At 57.2% G+C, this 20064-nt stretch carries 7 protein-coding genes; 1 reads left to right on the forward strand and 6 read right to left on the reverse strand.

Translation table 11 applies throughout. The annotated features are described in order from the left end of the window. Positions 1–231: 231 nt before the first annotated feature. The 6 genes from J3U88_RS14055 to J3U88_RS14080 all read right to left on the reverse strand — a co-directional run bounded on the left by J3U88_RS14055 (position 232) and on the right by J3U88_RS14080 (position 18652). Positions 232–7011, reverse strand: a complete 6780-nt coding sequence (locus tag J3U88_RS14055) for a BACON domain-containing protein (protein ID WP_207859497.1) — start codon at positions 7009–7011, stop codon at positions 232–234. 403 nt (positions 7012–7414) lie between these two features. Further along, positions 7415–10207: a hypothetical protein gene (locus tag J3U88_RS14060; RefSeq protein ID WP_207859498.1), complete on the reverse strand. Its 2793-nt coding sequence runs from the start codon at positions 10205–10207 to the stop codon at positions 7415–7417. A 436-nt stretch (positions 10208–10643) separates the two neighbouring features. Continuing rightward, complete coding sequence (locus J3U88_RS14065) at positions 10644–14711, reverse strand: BACON domain-containing protein (RefSeq protein WP_207859499.1); 4068 nt, start codon at positions 14709–14711, stop codon at positions 10644–10646. A 949-nt stretch (positions 14712–15660) separates the two neighbouring features. Then, a complete protein-coding gene (locus tag J3U88_RS14070; protein WP_207859500.1) occupies positions 15661–16329 on the reverse strand; it encodes a sensor histidine kinase in 669 nt (222 codons plus the stop codon). A gap of 1011 nt (positions 16330–17340) precedes the next feature. Further along, on the reverse strand, positions 17341–18177 hold the full coding sequence (locus J3U88_RS14075) for a J domain-containing protein (protein ID WP_207859501.1): 837 nt from the start codon (positions 18175–18177) through the stop codon (positions 17341–17343). A gap of 205 nt (positions 18178–18382) precedes the next feature. After that, the gene (locus J3U88_RS14080) at positions 18383–18652 is read right to left on the reverse strand and encodes an RNA recognition motif domain-containing protein (RefSeq protein WP_207859502.1); all 270 of its coding nucleotides are present in this window, start codon (positions 18650–18652) and stop codon (positions 18383–18385) included. An 807-nt stretch (positions 18653–19459) separates the two neighbouring features. Between J3U88_RS14080 and J3U88_RS14085 the strand changes: the two genes are divergently transcribed. Further along, positions 19460–19783, forward strand: coding sequence for a DUF3817 domain-containing protein (locus J3U88_RS14085; RefSeq protein WP_207859503.1), 324 nt, complete (start codon positions 19460–19462; stop codon positions 19781–19783). The last annotated feature ends 281 nt before the right edge of the window (positions 19784–20064 follow it).

Consider the following 20064-nt stretch of genomic DNA (forward strand, 5'->3'; position numbering starts at 1 on the left):
CGCAACGCAAAGCGTGCAGAATAAGCTGAAGGAACCGAACCGACCAGCCGACACAAGAGGTTCTACCACGGAACAAAAACGGACGAGCATGCGCGGCAAAGCGTGGGCACGCGGGCGTCCCCTTGGTATTTCCCCACCTTATACCCTCGCGAAGGCAAGGCTTACCCAAATTCAAGCTTCATCATTTATTAACGCACGCACCTCTGCTTTGAGGCGCGTGCAACATTCGGGTTAACGATCACTTGGCTCGGTCGCCGCCGTGGTTGGCGGGAGCGATGTTTTGGGTTGGGATTTGGTCTTTGCCGACGCCTCGGTACAGCCGGCCAGGGGAACCAGGTCCAGGACGGTCACGGAGGCGTTCCAATTGGGCAAGGCCGCGAAGAAGGCGGGTGATTGGGTGCATCGCTGTTGGCTGATGGTAAAGGTCAGGGTTTCGTCGGCATTGGTCACGGTGATGGTGCCGGTCCGAGCGGTGGTTCCATCGAGCACGGCCACGGCAAAGGTTACCGAGCCGGCGCCAACCCCGGTCTGCCCGGCGGTGATGGTAATCCAATCGTCTTGGGTGGTCGCGGTCCAAGCGCAAGTGGTGAGGTTGGTCTGAATCTCAAAGCCACCGTTACCACCGTCCTCGAAGAAGCCGGCACTGGTCGCGCTCAGGGTCAAATCACAAGGGGTACGCCCCGCCTGCACGATGGTGAAGGTTTGGTCGGCCACGGAAATGGCACCGGTACGCGAGGCGATATCGGTGTTTTCGGCAACAGCATAGGTCACGCCGCCATTTCCGGTTCCACTCTGACCCGAGGAGATGGTGATCCAACTATCTTGGGTTGTCGCGGTCCAAGCGCAATCCACCTTGTTGGTTTGAACCTCAAAACCGGCGGTGGTTCCGTCGGCAGGCGCGGTGGCCGAAGCAGGCGTTAAGGTATAAGCACATGGCACCACCCCATCCTGGTTCACGGTGAAGAATTGATTGCCGACTTGAATGTTGCCGATCCGGGCTTGGGTACTTGTATTTTCCGCCACGGTGTATCCGACGGTGCCGTCACCGGTACCGGATTGGCCCTGGGTGATGGTGATCCAGTCGAATTGTGTCGTCGTTTGCCACGTACAAATGTCGAGATTGGTTCCGACCTCAATGGTACCGGTGCCACCGTCCACGGTGAAATCAGCGGAACGGGTGGCCAAAGTAATGGCACAGGTGGTCGCGGCTTGTTGGATGGAGAAGGTTTGGTCGGCGGCCAAAATGGTACCGCTCCGCGCCTCTAAGCTGTTGTTGGCGGCGACGGTGAAGGCGATTTCGCCGTTCCCGGTCCCAGAGGAACCCGCGGTGATGGTGATCCAATCGAATTGGGTACTCGCGGTCCAGGTACAGGTGTCAACGCTGGGGAAAATGAAGAAACTGCCGCTTCCGCCGGCATCGCTGAAACCGGCGGCCCCAATCGGCAAGGAATAGGTACAAGAGGCCCCGCCCTGTTGGAGGGTGAAGGTTTGACCGCCGGCCAAAATGGTACCGGTTCGCGCGGAGGTGCCGGGGTTGGCAGCCGCGCTGAAAACAACGGACCCGTTACCCGACCCACTTGCACCGGCGGTAATGGTGATCCATGGATCCTGGCTGACGGCGGTCCAAGAACACTCGGCCCCATTGGTCGTAATATCAAAACCACCGCTACCGCCGCCGGCGCCGATGGAGGTACCGGTGGTGCTCAGGGCGAAGCTACAGGTAAACGCTGCTTGCGTCACGGCAAAGGTTTGCCCGCCGGCGACAATTACACCGCTACGCGCGCCACCGGGATTCGGCGAAACAGAGAAAGAAACGCTGCCGTTTCCGGTGCCGGCGGCCCCACCGGTGATGCTGATCCATGGGTCTTGGGTCACCGCGCTCCAGGCACAATCCTGCAGATTGGTGGTGATGTTAAAGGAGCCGGTGCCACCGGTGTCGGCAAAAGAGGCGGAGCTCGCGCTTAGGGTGTAGCTACAGGCGGCGCCGGTTTGGTTAACGGTAAAGGTTTGATCGGCGATTTGGATGGTCCCGGAACGGGTCGCGCCGGTATTCACGGCCACGGTGAAGGCAACGGTTCCGTCCCCGGTTCCGCTTAACCCGGAGGTAATGGTAATCCAAGCATCTTGGGTACTCGCGGTCCAAGAACAGGTCTGTACGTTGGTACTGACATTCACCGAGCCGTTGCCACCCTGATCATCAAGGGAAAGCGAACTGCTGCTCAAACTGTAGGTACAATCCAGGCCGCTTTGTTGGATGCTAAAAATCAGACCGCCGGCGGTGATGCTGGTCGAACGCGTCGCGGTGGTGGTATTTGCAGCGACGGTAAAGGCGATAGAACCGTCGCCGGTGCCACTCGCACCCGAGGTAATGGTGACCCAACTATCCGCGGCACTCGCACTCCAAGTACAACTCTGAATATTGGCACTCAGGTTGAAAGAGCCACTGCCACCCTGACCGTCAAAACTTCCCGAGCTACTGCTCAAACTGAATTGGCAGGTTCCGGCGGCTTGACTAATGGAATAGGTTTGCCCGCCGGCAATGATGGTACCGGATCGTTGCGAGGTGGTGGTATTCGCGGAAACGGTATAGGCCACGGTCCCGTCACCGGTCCCACTGGTTCCGGCGGTGATGGTAATCCAATTGTCTTTGGTCGTCGCGCTCCAGGTGCAGGTCTGAACATTGGCCGTGATCGTGAAGCTGCCGCTACCACCCGCTTCCTCGTATGCGGCGGAAGAGGCGCTCAGGGTAAAGGCACAGGTCACACCCGATTGACTTACACTGAACGTTTGGTCGCCGACTTGGATGGTCCCGCTCCGCGATGCGGTGGTGGTATTCGCGGCAACGGTGTAACTCACGGTCCCGTCACCGGTCCCACTCGAGCCGGCGGTGATGGTAATCCAAGGATCACCAGTCGTGGCGGTCCATGTGCAGGTTTGACCATTGGTCGTTACGTTAAAGGACCCGCCACCACCGGTATCGTCGTAAGCAGCGGAGCCGCTGCTTAAACTGTAGGAACAAGACAGGCCGGACTGATTGACGGTGAAGGTTTGCGCGCCTGCGGAGATGACGCCGTTCCTGGCGGAGGTACCGGTGTTGGCGGCCACGCTGAAGCTGACGGTCCCGTCACCGGTCCCACTCGAGCCGGCGGTGATGGTAATCCAATCATCTTGGGTGGTTGCGGTCCAGGAACAACTTGCGCCGTTGGCCTGAACGTTAAAGCTATCGGTTCCACCGTCGGTGGTAAACGAAGCCGAACTCGCGCTGAGGGTAAAGGCACAAGGTGCTCCCGATTGTTGGATGGTGTAAACCTGATCCTGAACCTGAATGGTTCCGGTACGGCTATCCGTGGACGTATTGGCGGCCACGGTGTAACTAATGGTCCCGTCACCGGTCCCACTCGTGGCACTGGTCAGCGTGATCCACTTGAACTGAGTGGTCGCGGACCAACTACAGGTCTGCACATTGGTGGTGACATTAAAGGATCCGTTGCCACCGGCATCGTCGAATGAATTCGAAGACGCACTTAAGCTGTACGAACAGTTCACCCCGCTCTGGGAAATGCTGTAGGTTTGGTCCCCAACGGTTAGGGTCGCGCTTCGCGATGAGGTCGTGGTGTTGGCGGCCACGGAATAGCTGACCGAACCATCCCCGGTTCCGCTCGAACCCGCGGTGACGGTCACCCAACTTTCGGAAGCGACGGCGGTCCAGGTACAGGTTTGCACGTTGGTAGTCACGTTAAACGAGCCGGTCCCGCCGGTATCGTCAAAGGAATTGGAACCCGCGCTCAGCGTGTAAGTACAAGCAACGCCGGTTTGGCTAATGCTGTAGGTTTCGCCACCGGCGGTGATGGTGGCGTTGCGGGTTTCGGTACCGGTGTTGGCGGCCACGGAATAACTCACGCTGCCGTCACCGGTTCCACTCGAACCCGCGGTGATGGTCACCCAACTTTCAGAAGAGACGGCGGTCCAGGTGCAGGTCTGCACGTTGGTGGTCAGGTTAAACGAGCCGGTCCCACCGGCACTGTCAAATGCGTTGGAACTTGCGCTCAAGGCATAAGTACAGGTAACGCCGGTCTGGCTGATGCTGTAGGTTTGGTCACCGACGGTGATGGTGGCGTTCCGTGTCTCGGAGCCGGTGTTGGCGGCCACGGAATAACTCACGCTGCCGTCGCCGGTCCCACTCGAGCCGGCGGTAATGGTCACCCAACTTTCCGAGGCAACGGCGGTCCAAGTACAGGTCTGAACATTGGTGGTCACGTTAAACGAGCCGGTCCCACCGGCGTTGTCGAAGGAATTGGAACTCGCACTCAGGCTGTAGGTACAGGCTGCGTCTTGTGAAATGGTAAACACCTCGGAACCCATGGTGATGGTTCCAGAACGGGTGCTAGCGGCGGTATTTTCAGCGACGGTGAATTGGACCGTGCCGTTACCGGTCCCGCTTGCGCCGGAGGTAACGGTAATCCAAGAATCAGAAGCCACCGCGGTCCAGGAACAGGCACCGTCGGCGGTCACACTGACACTGCTCGACGTTCCGGCGGCGGCAACCTGAAGGCTGCTACTCGAGAGCGACAAACCGTCGATGGGTAAACGCCAAGCGCCCCGGCCATGGGTAAAAGCAAACAAGTTGAGTTGACAATCGGTCTGCTGGAAGGCCAACCATTCGGTAACCACATTGGCGTAACCGGTGTTTTCCTGAGCCCAACTCGTACCCGTATTGGTGCTTACGTAAACGCCCAAATCGGTTCCCAAATACAAACGGGTACTGTCGGTGGGATGGACGGCAATTGAATGAACCGGAATATCCGGTAAGTTGTTGTCGATACTGGTCCAGGAAGCGCCGCCGTCGGTGCTGCGGTACACGTGATCCACACCGAAGGTTGAATAAGTGCAGTACGCGATATCGGCATCCTGGGGATCAAAGGCCACGGAGGAAACATAACCGGAATTGGGTCGCGTCTCGGTCCAAGTGGTGGAAGAGGTCGCGGTGGTGGCGCTGGTGGTGCGCCGGATATAACCGTTGTCGGTCCCGGCCAAAACAAGGTCGGAGTTACCCGGTGCCACGGCAATGGCGCTTCCGGTACTCGGCAAGCCGGTAGTATCGTTGCTGGCTTGGGTCCAACTGCCGGCGGCATCATCGGTCCGCCACAATTCTCCGCCGCTGGTCCACAAGCGATCCGGGTCATTGGGGTCCATGACGAAGGGGTTAATGAACTGACCTGAATCGCTAATGCCACTGACGGCGGAACTGAAACTCGAGCCGCCGTTGGTCGATTTGCGAATGGAAATGCCGGTGGTCTCCACGTACAAAATATTGGTGTCGTTCGGGTTAATCGCAACATAACCGCCATCACCGCCAAACAGCTCTACCCAGCTATTTAAGCCGGAGGTATCGTCTCCCCGTAGGGTCCCATTGTCTTGGGTGCCGCCGAAGTAGGTGTCGCCGGAAGGATAGGGCAAACCGTGGTAGAACTGAGTAACCCCGTAACTGTTGTTCAAATTGGTGAATACGACACTGAAGGTTCCAGAGGCGGAGCAAGCGGCGCTGGTGCCAATGGTGGCCACGGCGGCACGGGCGTTGTCGGTACGGAAGACGCCACCGTCATTGGTGATGTACAGGGTCTGATTGGTGGTCCCGTTGTAATCGGGATGGAAAAAGAAGCCGTGTTGGTCGGCATGGACGTACATTGAAGCGGTATCGTTTACGGCCCAGTGGGAGGCCATGCCCCAACTGGCGCCGCCGTCGTCGGAACGAAAGGTATCGATACCGCCGGCCCAAACGATATCCTCGTCAAGCGGATCCACGGCGATGATGTTGTCGTACCAGCCCTGGCTAAGAATCGAGGCGGAACACAGAAAACTCAGCGGGTTCGATAGCAACAAGTCGGCCCCGTCGATGGGACTCACCGAACGGTGTCGATCCGACCAACTGGTGCCGCCGTCGGTTGAGCGAATGACGGCCAACAAACCGTAGGTAAACCCCGAAATACCCCCGCCGTTGCGGTTGGAAGCCAGCAAATAGACGACATCCTGGTTGGAAGGGGCGATGGCAATCGAGGTGCGGCCCATGTCGGTTTCGGTGTAAACGGACGTAAAGGTAGTGGTATTGGCGGCGTCTGAGTTGCGGTAAATGGTTGCCTGGGTAAAGGTGCCCACGGAAGCAAACAGCACATCGGTGGCTTGGTCGGAGCGAATGGCAAGGTCCAAACAGCCCCCGGTCACACCGGCGGTATAAATTTGGGTCCAGTTGGTGCCGCCGTTGGTAGTGCGAAAAATCCCGGTCCGGGTCGCGGCGTAAGCCACATTGGCGACGGTCGTGCTGTAAACAATGTCATTTACATAGTAGAAGTCGGAGGTGGCGGTATTGGCGAGATAGGCCCAGGTAAGGCCGCCGTCGGTTGATTTAAAGATGCCGGCGCCACGCACGGCGTCGATGTTAAAAAAACCTTCACCGGTACCGGCCAAAATGGTGTCGGAATCGTTGGGATCCATGGCCATGCTGGTGACGGCCAGGTTCGCCAACATATCACCGGTGGCGGTCCAATTGGCGCCGCCGTCGGTGGTTCGCCAGGTCCCCCCGGAGACGCCGCCCGCGACCATCAGGTCGGGATTGGTCGGGTTGATGACCATGGCGCGGGTCCGACCCCCAATATTGCCCGGCCCCAATTGCGACCAACTCGCGGCCCCACCGAACCGGGTCGCTTCCTCGGGATCAAGATAGGTATCGAAGCGGGAACTGAACAGCGGCAGCGCGTCACTTTCCGCTTGCCCCGCCGACAAACGCTGGTGGTAGGTCAATTGATTGTCGCCGGCGGGCATGCGCTTGCGCTGGAAGAACGCGGCGGCCTCGGCAGGCTGATCGTAGGGGTTTTTGCCTTTATCTTTTAAAAACGCGTCGGCGCGCATGGGTTCGCCGGTGGACGTGCTTGACGCCGGTGGGGGTTTCAGCCAAAAACCGGAGAATGAAATAAGTCCGACGAAAACCAAACCTAAGGCAATACGTGCATTTTTCATGGCCGGGCAACCTCCCCCAACGGCAACTTAACCTCAGCCGGCACGGCTCCTCAATTATTGGCGCGGTTCCATGTGGTCTCGGTTCCCGTGGGCCCACCCCAAAAAACAAGGGGCTTCCAACAGGGTTTCGACCTCCGCAACCAACCGCGATAAGCCGGGCGGGTAATGAGGTTCAAGCAAAGAAACATATCGAATTCAAGGCGAAGGTTCACGGCCGCCGCCCGCATATCGATAGTTGGTTTGTGATGGTTATGATGCATTCATTTTAGTTGTTCGCCCGAGGCTTCGCCAGGCAAAGTATTTGCCGTACCCTTTTTTTTACACTCACCCATTCACAAAGAAAGACAAAAAGCCGAGCTAAAGACTGCCATGCTACCGGCGTTTGGCTGTGCAAAAACAATCATTAATCGACAGGTGGTTTCGCAAAAACCGCGCAACCGGACAAGGCAACGAGGTCAAGCACGGTCGCGTTGGTGTGCCAGACGGGAAGCGCCGCGAAAAAGGCATCGGATTGAAAACAGCCTTGTTGTGACACGGTAAAGATCTTGGTTTCAATGGCATTTGAAAGGGTCACCACCCCCACGCGACTGGGTTCACCCGCCGCCAAATCCGCCACGGTGAAATCGACGCGGGTGCTCCCTCTTCCCGAAAGGTCGGCATTCAAGGTTATCCAGTCGGCCTCGGTACTCAGGGTCCAAGTACAGTTGGCGAAAGTGGTTAGGTTAAAGCTACCCGCCGTGCCGTTAGCGGAGAGATCCAGGCGCAGGGGCGACAGGGTTACTCCCTCCAAGAGCAGGCGCCACACGCCACGACCATGGGTAAACGCAAACAGCATCAAGCCGCAATCGTTTGCCGCGAAGGTTAGCCATTCGGTCACCACATTGGCGTAGCCGGTGTGTTCCCGAAACCAGGAAGCCCCTTGGTCGGTGCTAACAAAAACGCCTAAATCAGTGCCCAGGTACAGTCGGTTGCTGTCGGAAGGGTGAACGGCAATCACATGGACGGGCATGTCAGGCAGATTGTTGTCAATCGGCGTCCAGGTTTGCCCGGCATCGCGGCTCATAAAGACGTGGGGTCCCCCGAAGGTGGCGTAAGTCGCATAAACCAAAAGGGTATTGCTGGGATCAAAGGCGACGGAAGAAACATAGGCGGCGCGGGGTTGGCCCTCCTGCCAAACCGTGGTTTCGTCGGCGATGGTCGCCGCGGTGGTGCGGCGAATGAAACCGTCTTCCGTGCCCGCGATGACCCAGTCGGAATTGCCGGCCGCCGCGGCCAAGGCGCTCACGCGACCCCGGCTTTCATCTAATTGGGTCGAGGCCTGTTGCCACGAAACGGCGGCGTTATCGGTTCGCCAAAGGGCACGGCCGCTGGTCCACAATCGTTCGGGGTTGTTGGGGTCCATCAACACGGGATTGATAAACATCCCAACATCCTCGATCCCGGAAGTCGCGCGAACAAAAGACATGCCGCCGTCGATGGATTTGTGAATCGAAATACCGGTTGTTTCCACGTAGAGGGTATCGGGGTCGTCGGGGTGCATGGCCACATAACCGCCGTCTCCCCCAAAGACTTGCGCCCAAGCATTCGCACCCCCGGCATCATCGCCGCGCAAGGTTCCGTTATCCTGGGTTCCACCGAGGTAACGGGTTCCATCAGGGTAAGGCATGCCGTGGTAAAACTGGGTCACGCCGTATTGATGATTAAGGTTCTGAAACACGACTTCGAACGTACCCAGCGCCTGACAAGCGGCGGATTCATCCACAACGGCCACCTCGGCACGCGCGTTATCGGTGCGAAAGATGCCGCCGTCGTTGGTAATGAACAGGGTTTGGTTATCGCTTCCGTTGTAATCGGGGTGAAAAAAGAAACCGTGTTGGTCGGCATGGACGTAGTTGGGTTGATCGCGCGACAAAGCCCAGTGGGAAGCCATTCCCCAGGTGATGCCGCCGTCGTCGGAGCGAAAGGTATCGATGCCGCCAACCCACAAGATGTTTTCATCAACGGGGTCGACGGCGACCACATTGTCGTACCAGCCTTGACTCAAAAACAAACCTTCGCAAGCAGCCAAAGGATTGGAAAGCAACAGATCAGCCCCTTCTATCGGCGCCTCGGCGCGATGACGCGCGGTAAAGGAATCCCCGCCGTCCGTGGAGCGAAACACGGCAAGTAAACCATCTTGGAAGCGGTCGGCGCCGGCGCCGGTTAGGTTCGCGGCCAGTAAATAAATCACGGACTGATTGGACGGGGCGACGGCAATCGAGGTACGCCCCATGTCGGGTTCACTGTAAACGGCCTGAAAAGTCCCGGATCCGCCGGCATCCTGATTGCGGTATACAGTGGCGGTGGTTCTGTTCCCCACGGATACGAACAGCACGTCCGCGGCTAAATCGGTACGGATGGCCAAATCGAGGCAGCCCCCGTCGGTATGGGTTGAGAAGATGCCTTCCCAGGTCGCACCACCGTCCAAGGTACGGAAGACCCCGGTGCGTGTCGCGGCATAGGCAACACCGTTTTCGCGGGCGCTGTACACCAAATCGTTGACATAATAAAAATCGGCGTTGTCTGTCGCCCCGAGATGGGTCCAATTGAGCCCGCCGTCGGTCGATTTGAAGATCCCGGCGCCCCGAACACTATCCGAATTAAAAAAGCCCTCACCGGTCCCCGCCAAAATGACATTGGGGTTATGGGGATCCATGGCCAAACTGCAAACGGCGAGATTGGCGAGTTGATCACCCGTCGGCGTCCAACGTCCCCCAGCGTTGAGCGAAAGCCAGGTCCCGCCGGCAACACCGCCGGCCACCATGTGATCGGGATTGGTGGGATTGATCACCAGGGCACGGGTTCGCCCCCCGATATTGCCCGGCCCCAAACTTTGCCAGGACGGATCGTTCTCATCCCTCGTTTGCGAGCCGGGAAGGGCGCGATCCAAACGCGAACTAAAAGTGGGTTGGCGGAGGCTCGCGGCAAGCGCCTCACGGAAACGCTGAAAATAGGAAGGGCCACCGTTAGCGGGCATGCGTTTTTGATAAAAAAAAGCAACGGCCTCGGCAGGTTGATCAAAGGGCTTGGGTTGGGTTTTCGGGCTCTTTAAAGGAACGCCGGGTGGGGCCGCTTGGGTAACTTGGTTGACCGGCCGGATCAGGAAAAACGGAAGCAGCCCCATCAGAATCAAGAGGTAAAGAAAAACCTTTTTCATGAGCGAGCGACCTCCCAACCGGTCCAATGGCGAATACCAACCCGTTTTCGTGCGAAGAACGCCGCCCCTTGGGGAAAGCGGAAGCACGCGGTCATCAAGCCGGCGCCAAAGGGTTGGTGACATTTGTGGGCGAACCATCCAGCCCGACACGAGCACAGGGAACCACCAAACCCAACAGGTAGGCTTTAGCCCACTCAATCAAGGAGACATGCTTATCCCTTTCGGCACGAATCGATAGGATCTTCAACGATTTCGAAAAGGACACGTGGGGTTCCCGCCAAAACATGGTGACGCGTAACAGGCTAAGCCCCGCGGGTGATCCGACTAAAAAATCTGAAAGGAACGCACCCCTAAACCCAGGCGCCGAATAGAAAAAGGGCGTTGCCGCGCGGTGCAGCAACGCCCTTGGCAGGCACATTAGCGGTTAGACCTGGGTTTAGCGATCACCAGGCGTTGGCGCGGTCTCACCGAGAGAAGGCTGAGAGGTCGCCTTATTCGCGGGTGGTTGCGCTTCATTGGTACAACCGGCGAGTGGAACCAAGGTCAACACGTTGTTCGCGGGCCAGCCGGCCAAGCTGCTCGTGAAGGTTTCGCTTGGTACACAGGCACCCTGCGAAACGGTGAAGGTCAAGGTTTCATCGCTGTTGAAGACGGTAATGGTCGCGCGGCGGAAGCCCTCGGTCACGGCCTGAGCGGTGAAAGAAACACTGCCGTTGCCGGCGCCGTTCTGACCTTGGGTGATCAGGATCCAAGGATCTGAAGCGGTCGCGGTCCAACCACAATCCGTCAAGTTAGTGGTGATGTCGAAGCCTGCTTGGCCACCGGATGCATTGAGCACGACGGCGTCTGAACTCAAGGTGAGATCACAAGCGGAAGCGGCATCTTGTTCAACGGTGAAAATCTGGTCACCGACCTGAATCACACCGGTCCGCGCGGCACTCGTGGTGTTGGGCGCCACGGTGTAGGTGACGGAACCGTCACCCGTACCCGTGGCGTTTACGGGCAGACTGATCCAGTTGAACTGGGTGGTTGCCGTCCAATCACAGGTTTGCGCATTGGTGGTCACGGAGAAGGTGCCGGAACCACCGGTCGAGGTGAAGGTCTCAGTCACCGGATCAAGCGTGTAGGTACAAGCCACGCCGGCTGCTTGGGTCACGGTGAACACTTGGTCGGCGACCTGGATGGTGCCAACCCGTGAGGTCGTGGCGGTGTTGGCCGCAACGCTGAAGGCCACGTCGGCGGTGCCGGTGCCGGTGGCACCCGAGGTGATGGTAATCCAAGCGGATTGGGTGGTCGCCGTCCAGGTACAGGCGTCTTGGCTTGAGGTAACGGTAAAGGTTCCCTCACCCGCATCAGCGGTGAAAGAAGCACTTTCCTCGCTCAAGGTGTAGGTACAACCGGCACCCGCGGCCTGTTGCACAACAAAAGCTTGGTCGTCGACGCGGATGACGCCGAAACGCGCGGTCGCTTCAATGTTGGCGGCAACGGTGAAGCTTACAGAACCCGCGCCACTGCCGGAACCAACGCCGATGGTGATCCAAGAATCATCCGTCGTCGCGGTCCAGGAACAGGAATCGGGGCTGGTGGCCACGGTGAAGGACCCTTCGCCGCCCATCGCATCAAACGAGCCGGAAGAAGTACCCAAGGTGAAGGTACAAGGAATGGCGGCCGCCTGGTTAACCGTGAAGGTTTGATCTTCAACGGTGATGGTGCCGGTACGCGCCAAGAAGGTGGTGTTCTCGCGAACGCCGACGCCCACGGTGCCGGAACCGGTACCCAGAGCGCCTTCGATCACAAAGAGCCAGTTGTCGTTGCTCACCGCGGCGTAAGAACAGGTGCCGGGCGTCGCGGTAACGTCAAAGGTACTCTGAGACACGGCGGCGGGGAAGGAAACGAAAGCCGCACTCAATTCAAAGGTACAGGTCTCGTCACCCGCCTGCTCAATGGTGAAGGAACGGGTCCCAACGCGAATGATGCCGGTCCGAGCCGAAGCACCGGTGTTGGGTGCAACACTGAACTCAACGGTACCGTTGCTGGTGCCGGTGTCACCGGCGGTGATGCGAATCCAGTCGTCATCGGTGGAAGCCGACCATTCGCAGTTCGCCAACGCGGTCACATCGAAGCTACCAGTGTCGCCGCCGAGCGGTACGGTGGTGCCGGGTGCGGAAAGCGTGATGCTGCTCAACGGCAGACGCCATGCACCACGACCGTGGGTAAAGGCGTACAAAATGACGCGGCAATCGTCTTCGATGAACTGGAGCCATTCGGTCACCACGTTGGCATAACCGGTGTTCTCCGCGCTCCAACTCATACCGCTGTTGGTGCTGACATACACACCCAAATCGGTACCGATGTAGATGCGGTTGCTGTCAGCCGGGTGAACGGCCACGCTGTGAACGGGAATGTCAGGTAAACCGTTGTCAATGTTGGTCCAAGATTGGCCGCTGTCGGTACTGCGCCAAACGTGGCCGATACCAAAGGTGGAATAGGTCGCGTAGGCAATGTTGGTATCCTGAGGATCAAAGGCCACGGAGGAGACATTGCCACGAACCGGCCAGCTTGCACCCCAGTTGGTATCCGCGGTTGCGGTCGTGCCCTCGGTGGTGCGACGGATGATACCCAGCGTGGTACCCGCCAGAACCAGATCGGAATTGCCGGGCGCAACGGCCCAGGCACTGTGGTTAATACCGAAACTTGGACCGGCTTGAACCCAGTTGCCGGCCGCGTCATCGGTACGCCACGGGAAGGTCCCGCCCGTCCAAAGGCGATTGGGGTCGTTGGGATCCATCAGATAAGGGTTGATAAACAAACCCTGATCAGCGATGCCGCTGGTCGCGCCCGCGAAGTTGAGGCCGCCGTCGATGGATTTGCGAATGGAGATGCCGGTGGTGGCAACATACATGGTGAAGGTGTTGGTGGGATCGTAGGCAACGTAACCACCGTCACCACCAAAGATTTCGATCCAAGCTTCAGCGCCGGCACGGTCTGAACTCAACAAGGTTCCGTTGTCCTGGGTGCCGCCAAAGTAAGCGGTACCACTGGGGAAAGGAAGGCCGTGGTAAAACTGGGTTACACCGTAGTTGTTGTTGAGGGATTTCCAGACCATACCGATTTCATTGTTCGAGCTACAAACGTTAGCCGCGGTTACCGGCGCAACAGGCGCGCGAGCATCCTCGGTGCTGTAGATACCACCGTCACCCACAACGTACATTTTGCGGTTGGTGGTGCCGTTGTAATCGGGATGGTAAAAAACGTTGTGCAAGTCGGCGTGGGTATATTCAGGGAAGGTTGGGTTTAACCACCACAGGGAACCGATGCCCCAGGTGCGACCGCCGTCATCCGAACGGAAGGTATCGATACCACCCGTCCAAACAATGTCGGGATCAATGGGATCGACGCGAATAAACTGGTCGTAAAAACCTTGGCTGGAAATACTGGTGCCGCCAAAACACACGAAGGACGGTGAGTTGGTCAGAATCAGATCAGCGCCCTCGAGGGGCAACTCGGTACGATGGACATCGGCCCAAGTATCGCCGCCGTCCTCCGAACGCATGATGCCCAGCAAGCCGTGGGTAAACGCCGAGCTAATCGGTTGACCGGTGGACGTCGACATCAACAGGTAAACAATGTCCTGGTTGGAAGGGGCAACCGAAACAGAAGAACGCGCCATGTTGGCTTCGGTGTAAACAATGTTGAACACACCTTCACCCGCGGCGTCGTCGTTGCGAACCAATACCGATTGGGTCAGGGTCCCAATGGTCGCGAACAAAACGTCGTTGGTGGTCTGATCGGTACGGATCTCGAGGTCCATGGCACCGTTAAACGCCGCCGCGGAAACCATCAGCGTCCAGGTGTCGCCACCGTCGGCCGAACGGAAAATACCGGTACGGGTCGCGGCATAGAAGGTGTCCGCTTGAACAACCGACGCCACGATGTCTTGAACGTAGAAGAAATCTTCGCCGGTGGTTGCGTCGAGACGCACCCAAGTCATCCCGCCGTCGGTTGATTTAAAAATCCCACCACCACGCACGGCACCACCGCTGAAGAAACCTTCACCGGTACCGGCCAGAATGGTCATGGGATCATTGCGATCCATCGCCATGCTGCAAACGGCAATGGACGCCAAGTTGTCGCCCGTGGCTGTCCAGGACTCACCGCCGTTCATGGTGACCCACATGCCGCCGGCAACACCGCCGGAAACCATATGGTCGGGGTTGTCGGGGTTAATCACCATCGCACGGGTACGACCGCCGATGTTACCGGGCCCTAAACTTTCCCAAGAAGCGACCCCACTTCGGACAACTTCGTCACGGCCCATTTCACGGCCCAAACGGGAGCTGTACAGCGGCAGGTTTTCGCTTTGCGCTTTCGCCTCAAACCAGAGATTCCCGTAGGAACGGGTCTCGCCTTCAGGGATCCGCTTGCTTTTAAAAAATGCCGCGGCCTCGTCCGGCTTGTCGTAAGGTTTGGCCTTTTTGTTTGCGAACTCATCCGGGATAACCATCTCCGGGGTACCTGGGCTCTGGTTCAAATACCAAAGCCCGGTTAAGGACATTAGTCCCGCTAAAACGAACACAAGAGAAACAGAAGCTTTTTTCATTGCCGAGCGACCTCCCCTGGCAAAAACGATGAAATGGAATAGGCATATACAGAAACGCGGCCGAAGAAACGCACATAGTCCGGTGAAAACGATAGGCCATGGTGCCGCGTGACATCTCTGAGAAGTGTTGCCCTATTGTAGTCCCATCCCAGGGTTCCCGCCCAGGTCCAATCGGATTTTTTTTTACTTTTTTTTGACATTCACAGGCGACCCGTTCCGAGATTTCCATCCACAAAGGAAGCACCTCAAGCGGGGAAAATTCCCCTACAACGGCCACCAAAAAAATTCGCTGCAACGGGCCCGCAACCGGGCCGCCATTAAGGCGAAACCCTTTCCCAAAGCATCCGCCGCCTCAATAGTTCAGCTCCCCAACTCTTTTACCAAACCAATAAAATCAACACAGAACAAACCGCATAACAAAAAGAACGCGCCGGCACCTCGCAAAAAAGACGAACCGCGCGTACAGGCGTTACAGCCCGCGCCAGAGGCAGCACAAGCGAGGCTTCCTGTCATGGGCGCTATCCCATGAAAAAGCCACGTGGTACAAAACCAACCGGGTCCTTAACCCGCATTGCTTACAAGGATTCGTCGCGAGCGCTGAAAGCCTTGTGCGCACGAAGATAACGACCGAGCCACGGCACAGGGGTCCGACCTTTCGGGGTCCGACCATTCGGGGTCCGACCTTTCGGGGTCCGACCATTCGGGGTCCGACCTTTCGCGGGGCCGGCCATTCGGCGTAGCAGCTGAGGCGAAGGTGGCTCGACCGAGTAACGCGGTCGGCCGCCCCGCGGAAGGCAAACCCGCGTCATCGCATGGGTTGCCCCGTGGCAGAATTCCTTGTAAGCAATGCGGGTTATCCGAGCGGCAACACCACCGTCGCCGTCGTGCCTTCGCCCGGCGTGCTGCGAATCGTCAAGGCGCCGCTGTGTACTTCTGCAATTCGTTTACACAGGTGCAAACCCAAACCGTCATCCTCTTGGGGTTCGCTTTGGTGGTACGGGGTCACATGGCTGAAATCATCCTCATGCATGCCTTCCCCTTCGTCAGAGACGCACACCAAGTAGGCGCTACCGGAAACACGACCTTTGACCACCACATCCGACTTCGGGTTGGAATAAGCGAGCGCGTTTTCGAGAAGCTCGTTTAATAAAATTTTAAATTCGTCAAAAGAGATACAAACCGTGGCAAGGTTCAAATCAAAGCGAACGTGGGCACAACGGTTAAAGCGGGCGATTAAGTGACTCAACACCTTAACCACGGCGGGTTGCCAAATGGCACACCGCTTGGCCTGCATTTCATTGAGGGTGGCCGGGTCCCGCAATGCCTTATCCAGGCGGGCAAACAAGGTTTCTTTTTCCTCACGGGAAATGGGCGCAAGGGGTGGTTCCGGCACCAAAACGGCGTCTCCGAGGAAGTTAGGGCAAGGCACAATTTCCGCGCAACCTTGGGCTTGCACGGCGTCGGCACAAATACCCGTCGTCCAATCCGTCGATTCTTGAGGTGCTGCGTTGCCTTGCGTCATAGTGTCTATCCTCCAAGGATGGGTTCTTCAGGGGCAATCGGGCCGACGAGTCGTTTGCAAGGATGAACCTTGCCTCATTACCAGGCGCCTTCAGCTCTTTCCTCGTGGTTTCCGGGAAAAAAGAGCGCGTCGCAAGCTCCGCTTGGGTTAGGCGCGCGACAAACACGACGCTTGGCTGGTCGGTTCTCGGAAGGGCAGCCCGCGTTTCTCACCGGAAGTGCAATTACGGGGTGGTGTGAGGGGATCGTCCACCGGGTCCGCCAATCCGATCATCGGCGTTGCCGCCGAGATGAGGAGAGATCACCATGTAAAGACGATTCAGGAATTCAAAAGGGACAAAGGTGCAAGAAACCACAAGGTTTCGATGGAATGAGAAGCAAAGACATCGAAGGGAGATCGGCTTCCAGCAACCCCGCTCGTTCGTAAAAAGAAGTGCCAAATGGCGTAGCGGGGTGACACAGTTGCGTCCAGAGCGAACATCGGCAGAAACACCGACGGCGACTTAAGCACCTTACCGAGGCAAGGCTCGGTCTTCTCACGAGAAGAAAACCGAGGTTAGTGTAGCCTGTTCACTACAGATTTGCACTCACATATTTACCAAAATAACTCGATAAGTAGTATTTTTTACATATTTTTGACGTAAATTCTGCCCACCAAGACAAAGCCGGTCAAAAGTTATCACGATGCAACCAAGGACAAAAACACCCCTACGCCAAACCCTGCCTTTTCTCAAAATGACTAAAGTAGAAACAATCTACATCCAAGGGGTTACCTCTAATTCACCGAAACGGGAAAAACCATTGGCTCCCATACAGCCCATTCCACGGCCCCCCGATAGCCACCCCCAAAACCACACAAATCCCCACGTTCGAAAAAGCAAAATTCACAACAGAATACAACCGAACAAACTTTTACACTAGCCCAATTAACCGCCAACACCATCGCGAAACCAAAATTCACAATCAAGCGTTTTTGCGCCGTTTTCGAAAAACCAGAGACGTAGCCTAAAACTTAGGAACGCGGATAAGCCAACCACTGTTGCGCGGTCGTCCGCTCAAACAACAACAAGGCCTGACACTTGGGGCATCGTGCGCGGGCATGCTTGCTTTGGTCTTGCGGTAAACGCGCCTTTTGACCACATACAAAACAACAGGCCACCTCACCCCCGTCAGGATGAAACAAACCCGCGGGCTCGCCTTGTTTCCCATAGAGCTTGCCCATGGCACCTTGGTTCTGAATGGCTTGGTAAGCCTGTTTGATTTGATGAAACCGTTCGGCGGCGAGGGCCTGTAACTCGGGCGAGGCATTTTGGTTGCGGTCCGGGTGATAGGCAATACTTTTCTCGCGGAAAGCGGTTTTCACTTGCTTGGCGTCGGCATCGCTGGGAAGCCCGAGAATTTTATAGGGTGTTTCGCCGATTTGCCGGTAGTAAGGCTGGCGACACAATTGAAATTCTTCCGGCGTCGCGCCCATGCGGTCGGCAAAGGCCTGAATACACTGCAAACGGGCCTCGGTAAGTCGATGCTCCCGGGCCGCGACCCGCCAGGCAATCATGAGCAAGGACAAACGCAACTCGGGCCGCTCGCGCGCTGTCTCAAAAAGCCGCGAGGATACCCGCGTATGGCCCTGAACCCCACCCACCAGGGTAGCGACCGCCTGCCGGGGTACTTTCGGCGCCATTGAGGCACAAATATCCACGATCAGCGCCTGCTCGGCCTCACTCATGGGCCCGCCTGATCGGGCGACCTGAGACAAATAAGCGGCCACGCCTTCAAGCTCGACGGCGCCTTCCTCGCGGTCATCCTCTGCCATGTAGGAATCAATGCGGTGACCAACCAAGGTTCCCAAAGCGGCCCCTAGCGGACCCCATGCCGTACCAACGGCGGCACCAAAGACTTTCCAAGCCCAACCCATAGGCACTTGCCTCGCACACTCATCGCGGTACTTGGTGAGGAAACCGCGGAATCAAAGGGATAAAAACACAAAACGCCGTGAGCATAAGGATGTCTCACGGCGTTTTAACGACGACCAGGCTTAAATGCCGGTCATTTGTTTACCACACGTTGGCGGGGCGAGGCTGGCGTTCGCGAGCTTCGTTGACGTTCAAGTTACGACCGTCGAACTCCATGCCGTTCATTTGTTCGATGGCGTTCAACGCATCGTCACGGTTGGCGTAGCTGGCGAAAGCAAAACCACGGGAGCGGCCGGTTTCACGGTCAGTGATCAGGCGAACCTGCTCAACTTCACCGTATTGCTCACAGAGTTCGCGGATCGCGTCCTCTTTGGTTCCCCAGCTAAGGTTACCGATAAAAATCTTCATCATGAAATACTTCTCCAAAACAAGCTTGCGACACAGGAAGCATGGACAGCGGCTTCTCAATGCCTGGTGATTATGGGGCTACGGACTTAGGGGATAACAATGCTCCCGGATTCACAAGTGACGGTTAGGTCACCCCGGTTTCGCCTTATCCTGCGAGCCACATGTTTACCTAGTTTTGGAAAAATGGACTTATGCTTCTGATTGTCAGGGACAATGAGATACTGCAGATAACGGGAACTGGGAACCATTTACTGAAAACCTTTCCAGTAATTTTTGGTAGAAGGCATGGACGCGATGCTGAAGCGTTTCTGCAATCGTTCAGGAAGCCTGGGCTTCCGCCAAATTAACACAAAGGCGGCTCTAACAAGAACCGTATCGCGAAATCTACCAAAGTAAAGTGGGCGAAAAACGACGTTGTCGCGCCAACTTTCGTGCTCATTAAAACTGAGTTCGGGTGTCATGTCCAGCTAAATCGTGTGAAAATTCTGTCAATGAGGTGTGGAAAACCCATGGAGCGGAACCGCCGACACCCAAGCGATCCGCCTGGATCGCCCCATTAGGGCCTCTTCCGAAAAAGGCGCTTCTCGGCCGCGGTGGTTCTTGCTAGGCTTTGTGACGCATGGAAACGGGGCGACCAGGACGACGCACAGGCGCAAAAGAGGCCCCCCACACCATGGTTTTTCACTCCGGTCCGGGCGCGTTTGTAGAGCACACAAACCACAAGGTAACAACACCTTACACCCAAGACGCACCTGCCGTCGCGAATGTTCCGACCGCGCCTCGGCCGCTTACATACAAGGAAGGAACGAAATGGGTGAACTCCTCAAATCGGCATTGGGTCAATTCCGCATCGTGAGCCTTGCCGAGGGCACGTCCTACATAATCCTGCTGTTCATCGCCATGCCGCTCAAGTACATGGCGGATATGCCCGGCGCGGTGAGCATCGTGGGACGGATACACGGCTTCTTATTTATTGTTTTTATGATTGCCTTATTGCGTGTTTGGGTCGAGGCCGACTGGAAGATGGGCCGTGCCCTGCTGGCTTTTGTTGCATCGATTGTTCCCTTCGGCGCATTCCTTTTCGAGGTCTCCCTCAAAAAAGAATGGCACCAAACATACGGAGAATCCACCTAACCCGCATTTCTCACGAGGAATTCTGCCGCGGGGCAACCCGTGCAATTACGAGAGGGCGGCATTCCGACTTACTCGGTTGAGCCGCCTTCGCCTCAGCTGCTACGCCGACCGATCGGGGTCCGAAAGGTCGGCCCCGCGAAAGGTCGGCCCCCTGTGCCGTGGCTTGGTCGCCATCTTCGTACACACAAGGCGTTCAGCTTCTCGCCACGAAACCTTCTGAGAAATGCGCGCTAAGCTTGGCAGAACCCACGAACCAACAAATGGGATCACCGAACGTGATT

It is taken from the genome of Acanthopleuribacter pedis, assembly GCF_017377855.1.
In the GTDB taxonomy this organism is placed as follows: Bacteria; Acidobacteriota; Holophagae; order Acanthopleuribacterales; family Acanthopleuribacteraceae; genus Acanthopleuribacter; species Acanthopleuribacter pedis.

Bases quoted from the DNA above. Each gene is read 5' to 3' on its own strand.
- J3U88_RS14055 (WP_207859497.1), bottom strand. From the start codon at position 7,011: ATGAAAAATGCACGTATTGCCTTAGGTTTGGTTTTCGTCGGACTTATT.
- J3U88_RS14060 (WP_207859498.1), bottom strand. From the start codon at position 10,207: ATGAAAAAGGTTTTTCTTTACCTCTTGATTCTGATGGGGCTGCTTCCG.
- J3U88_RS14065 (WP_207859499.1), bottom strand. From the start codon at position 14,711: ATGGTTATCCCGGATGAGTTCGCAAACAAAAAGGCCAAACCTTACGAC.
- J3U88_RS14070 (WP_207859500.1), bottom strand. From the start codon at position 16,329: ATGACGCAAGGCAACGCAGCACCTCAAGAATCGACGGATTGGACGACG.
- J3U88_RS14080 (WP_207859502.1), bottom strand. From the start codon at position 18,652: ATGATGAAGATTTTTATCGGTAACCTTAGCTGGGGAACCAAAGAGGAC.
- J3U88_RS14085 (WP_207859503.1), top strand. From the start codon at position 19,460: ATGGGTGAACTCCTCAAATCGGCATTGGGTCAATTCCGCATCGTGAGC.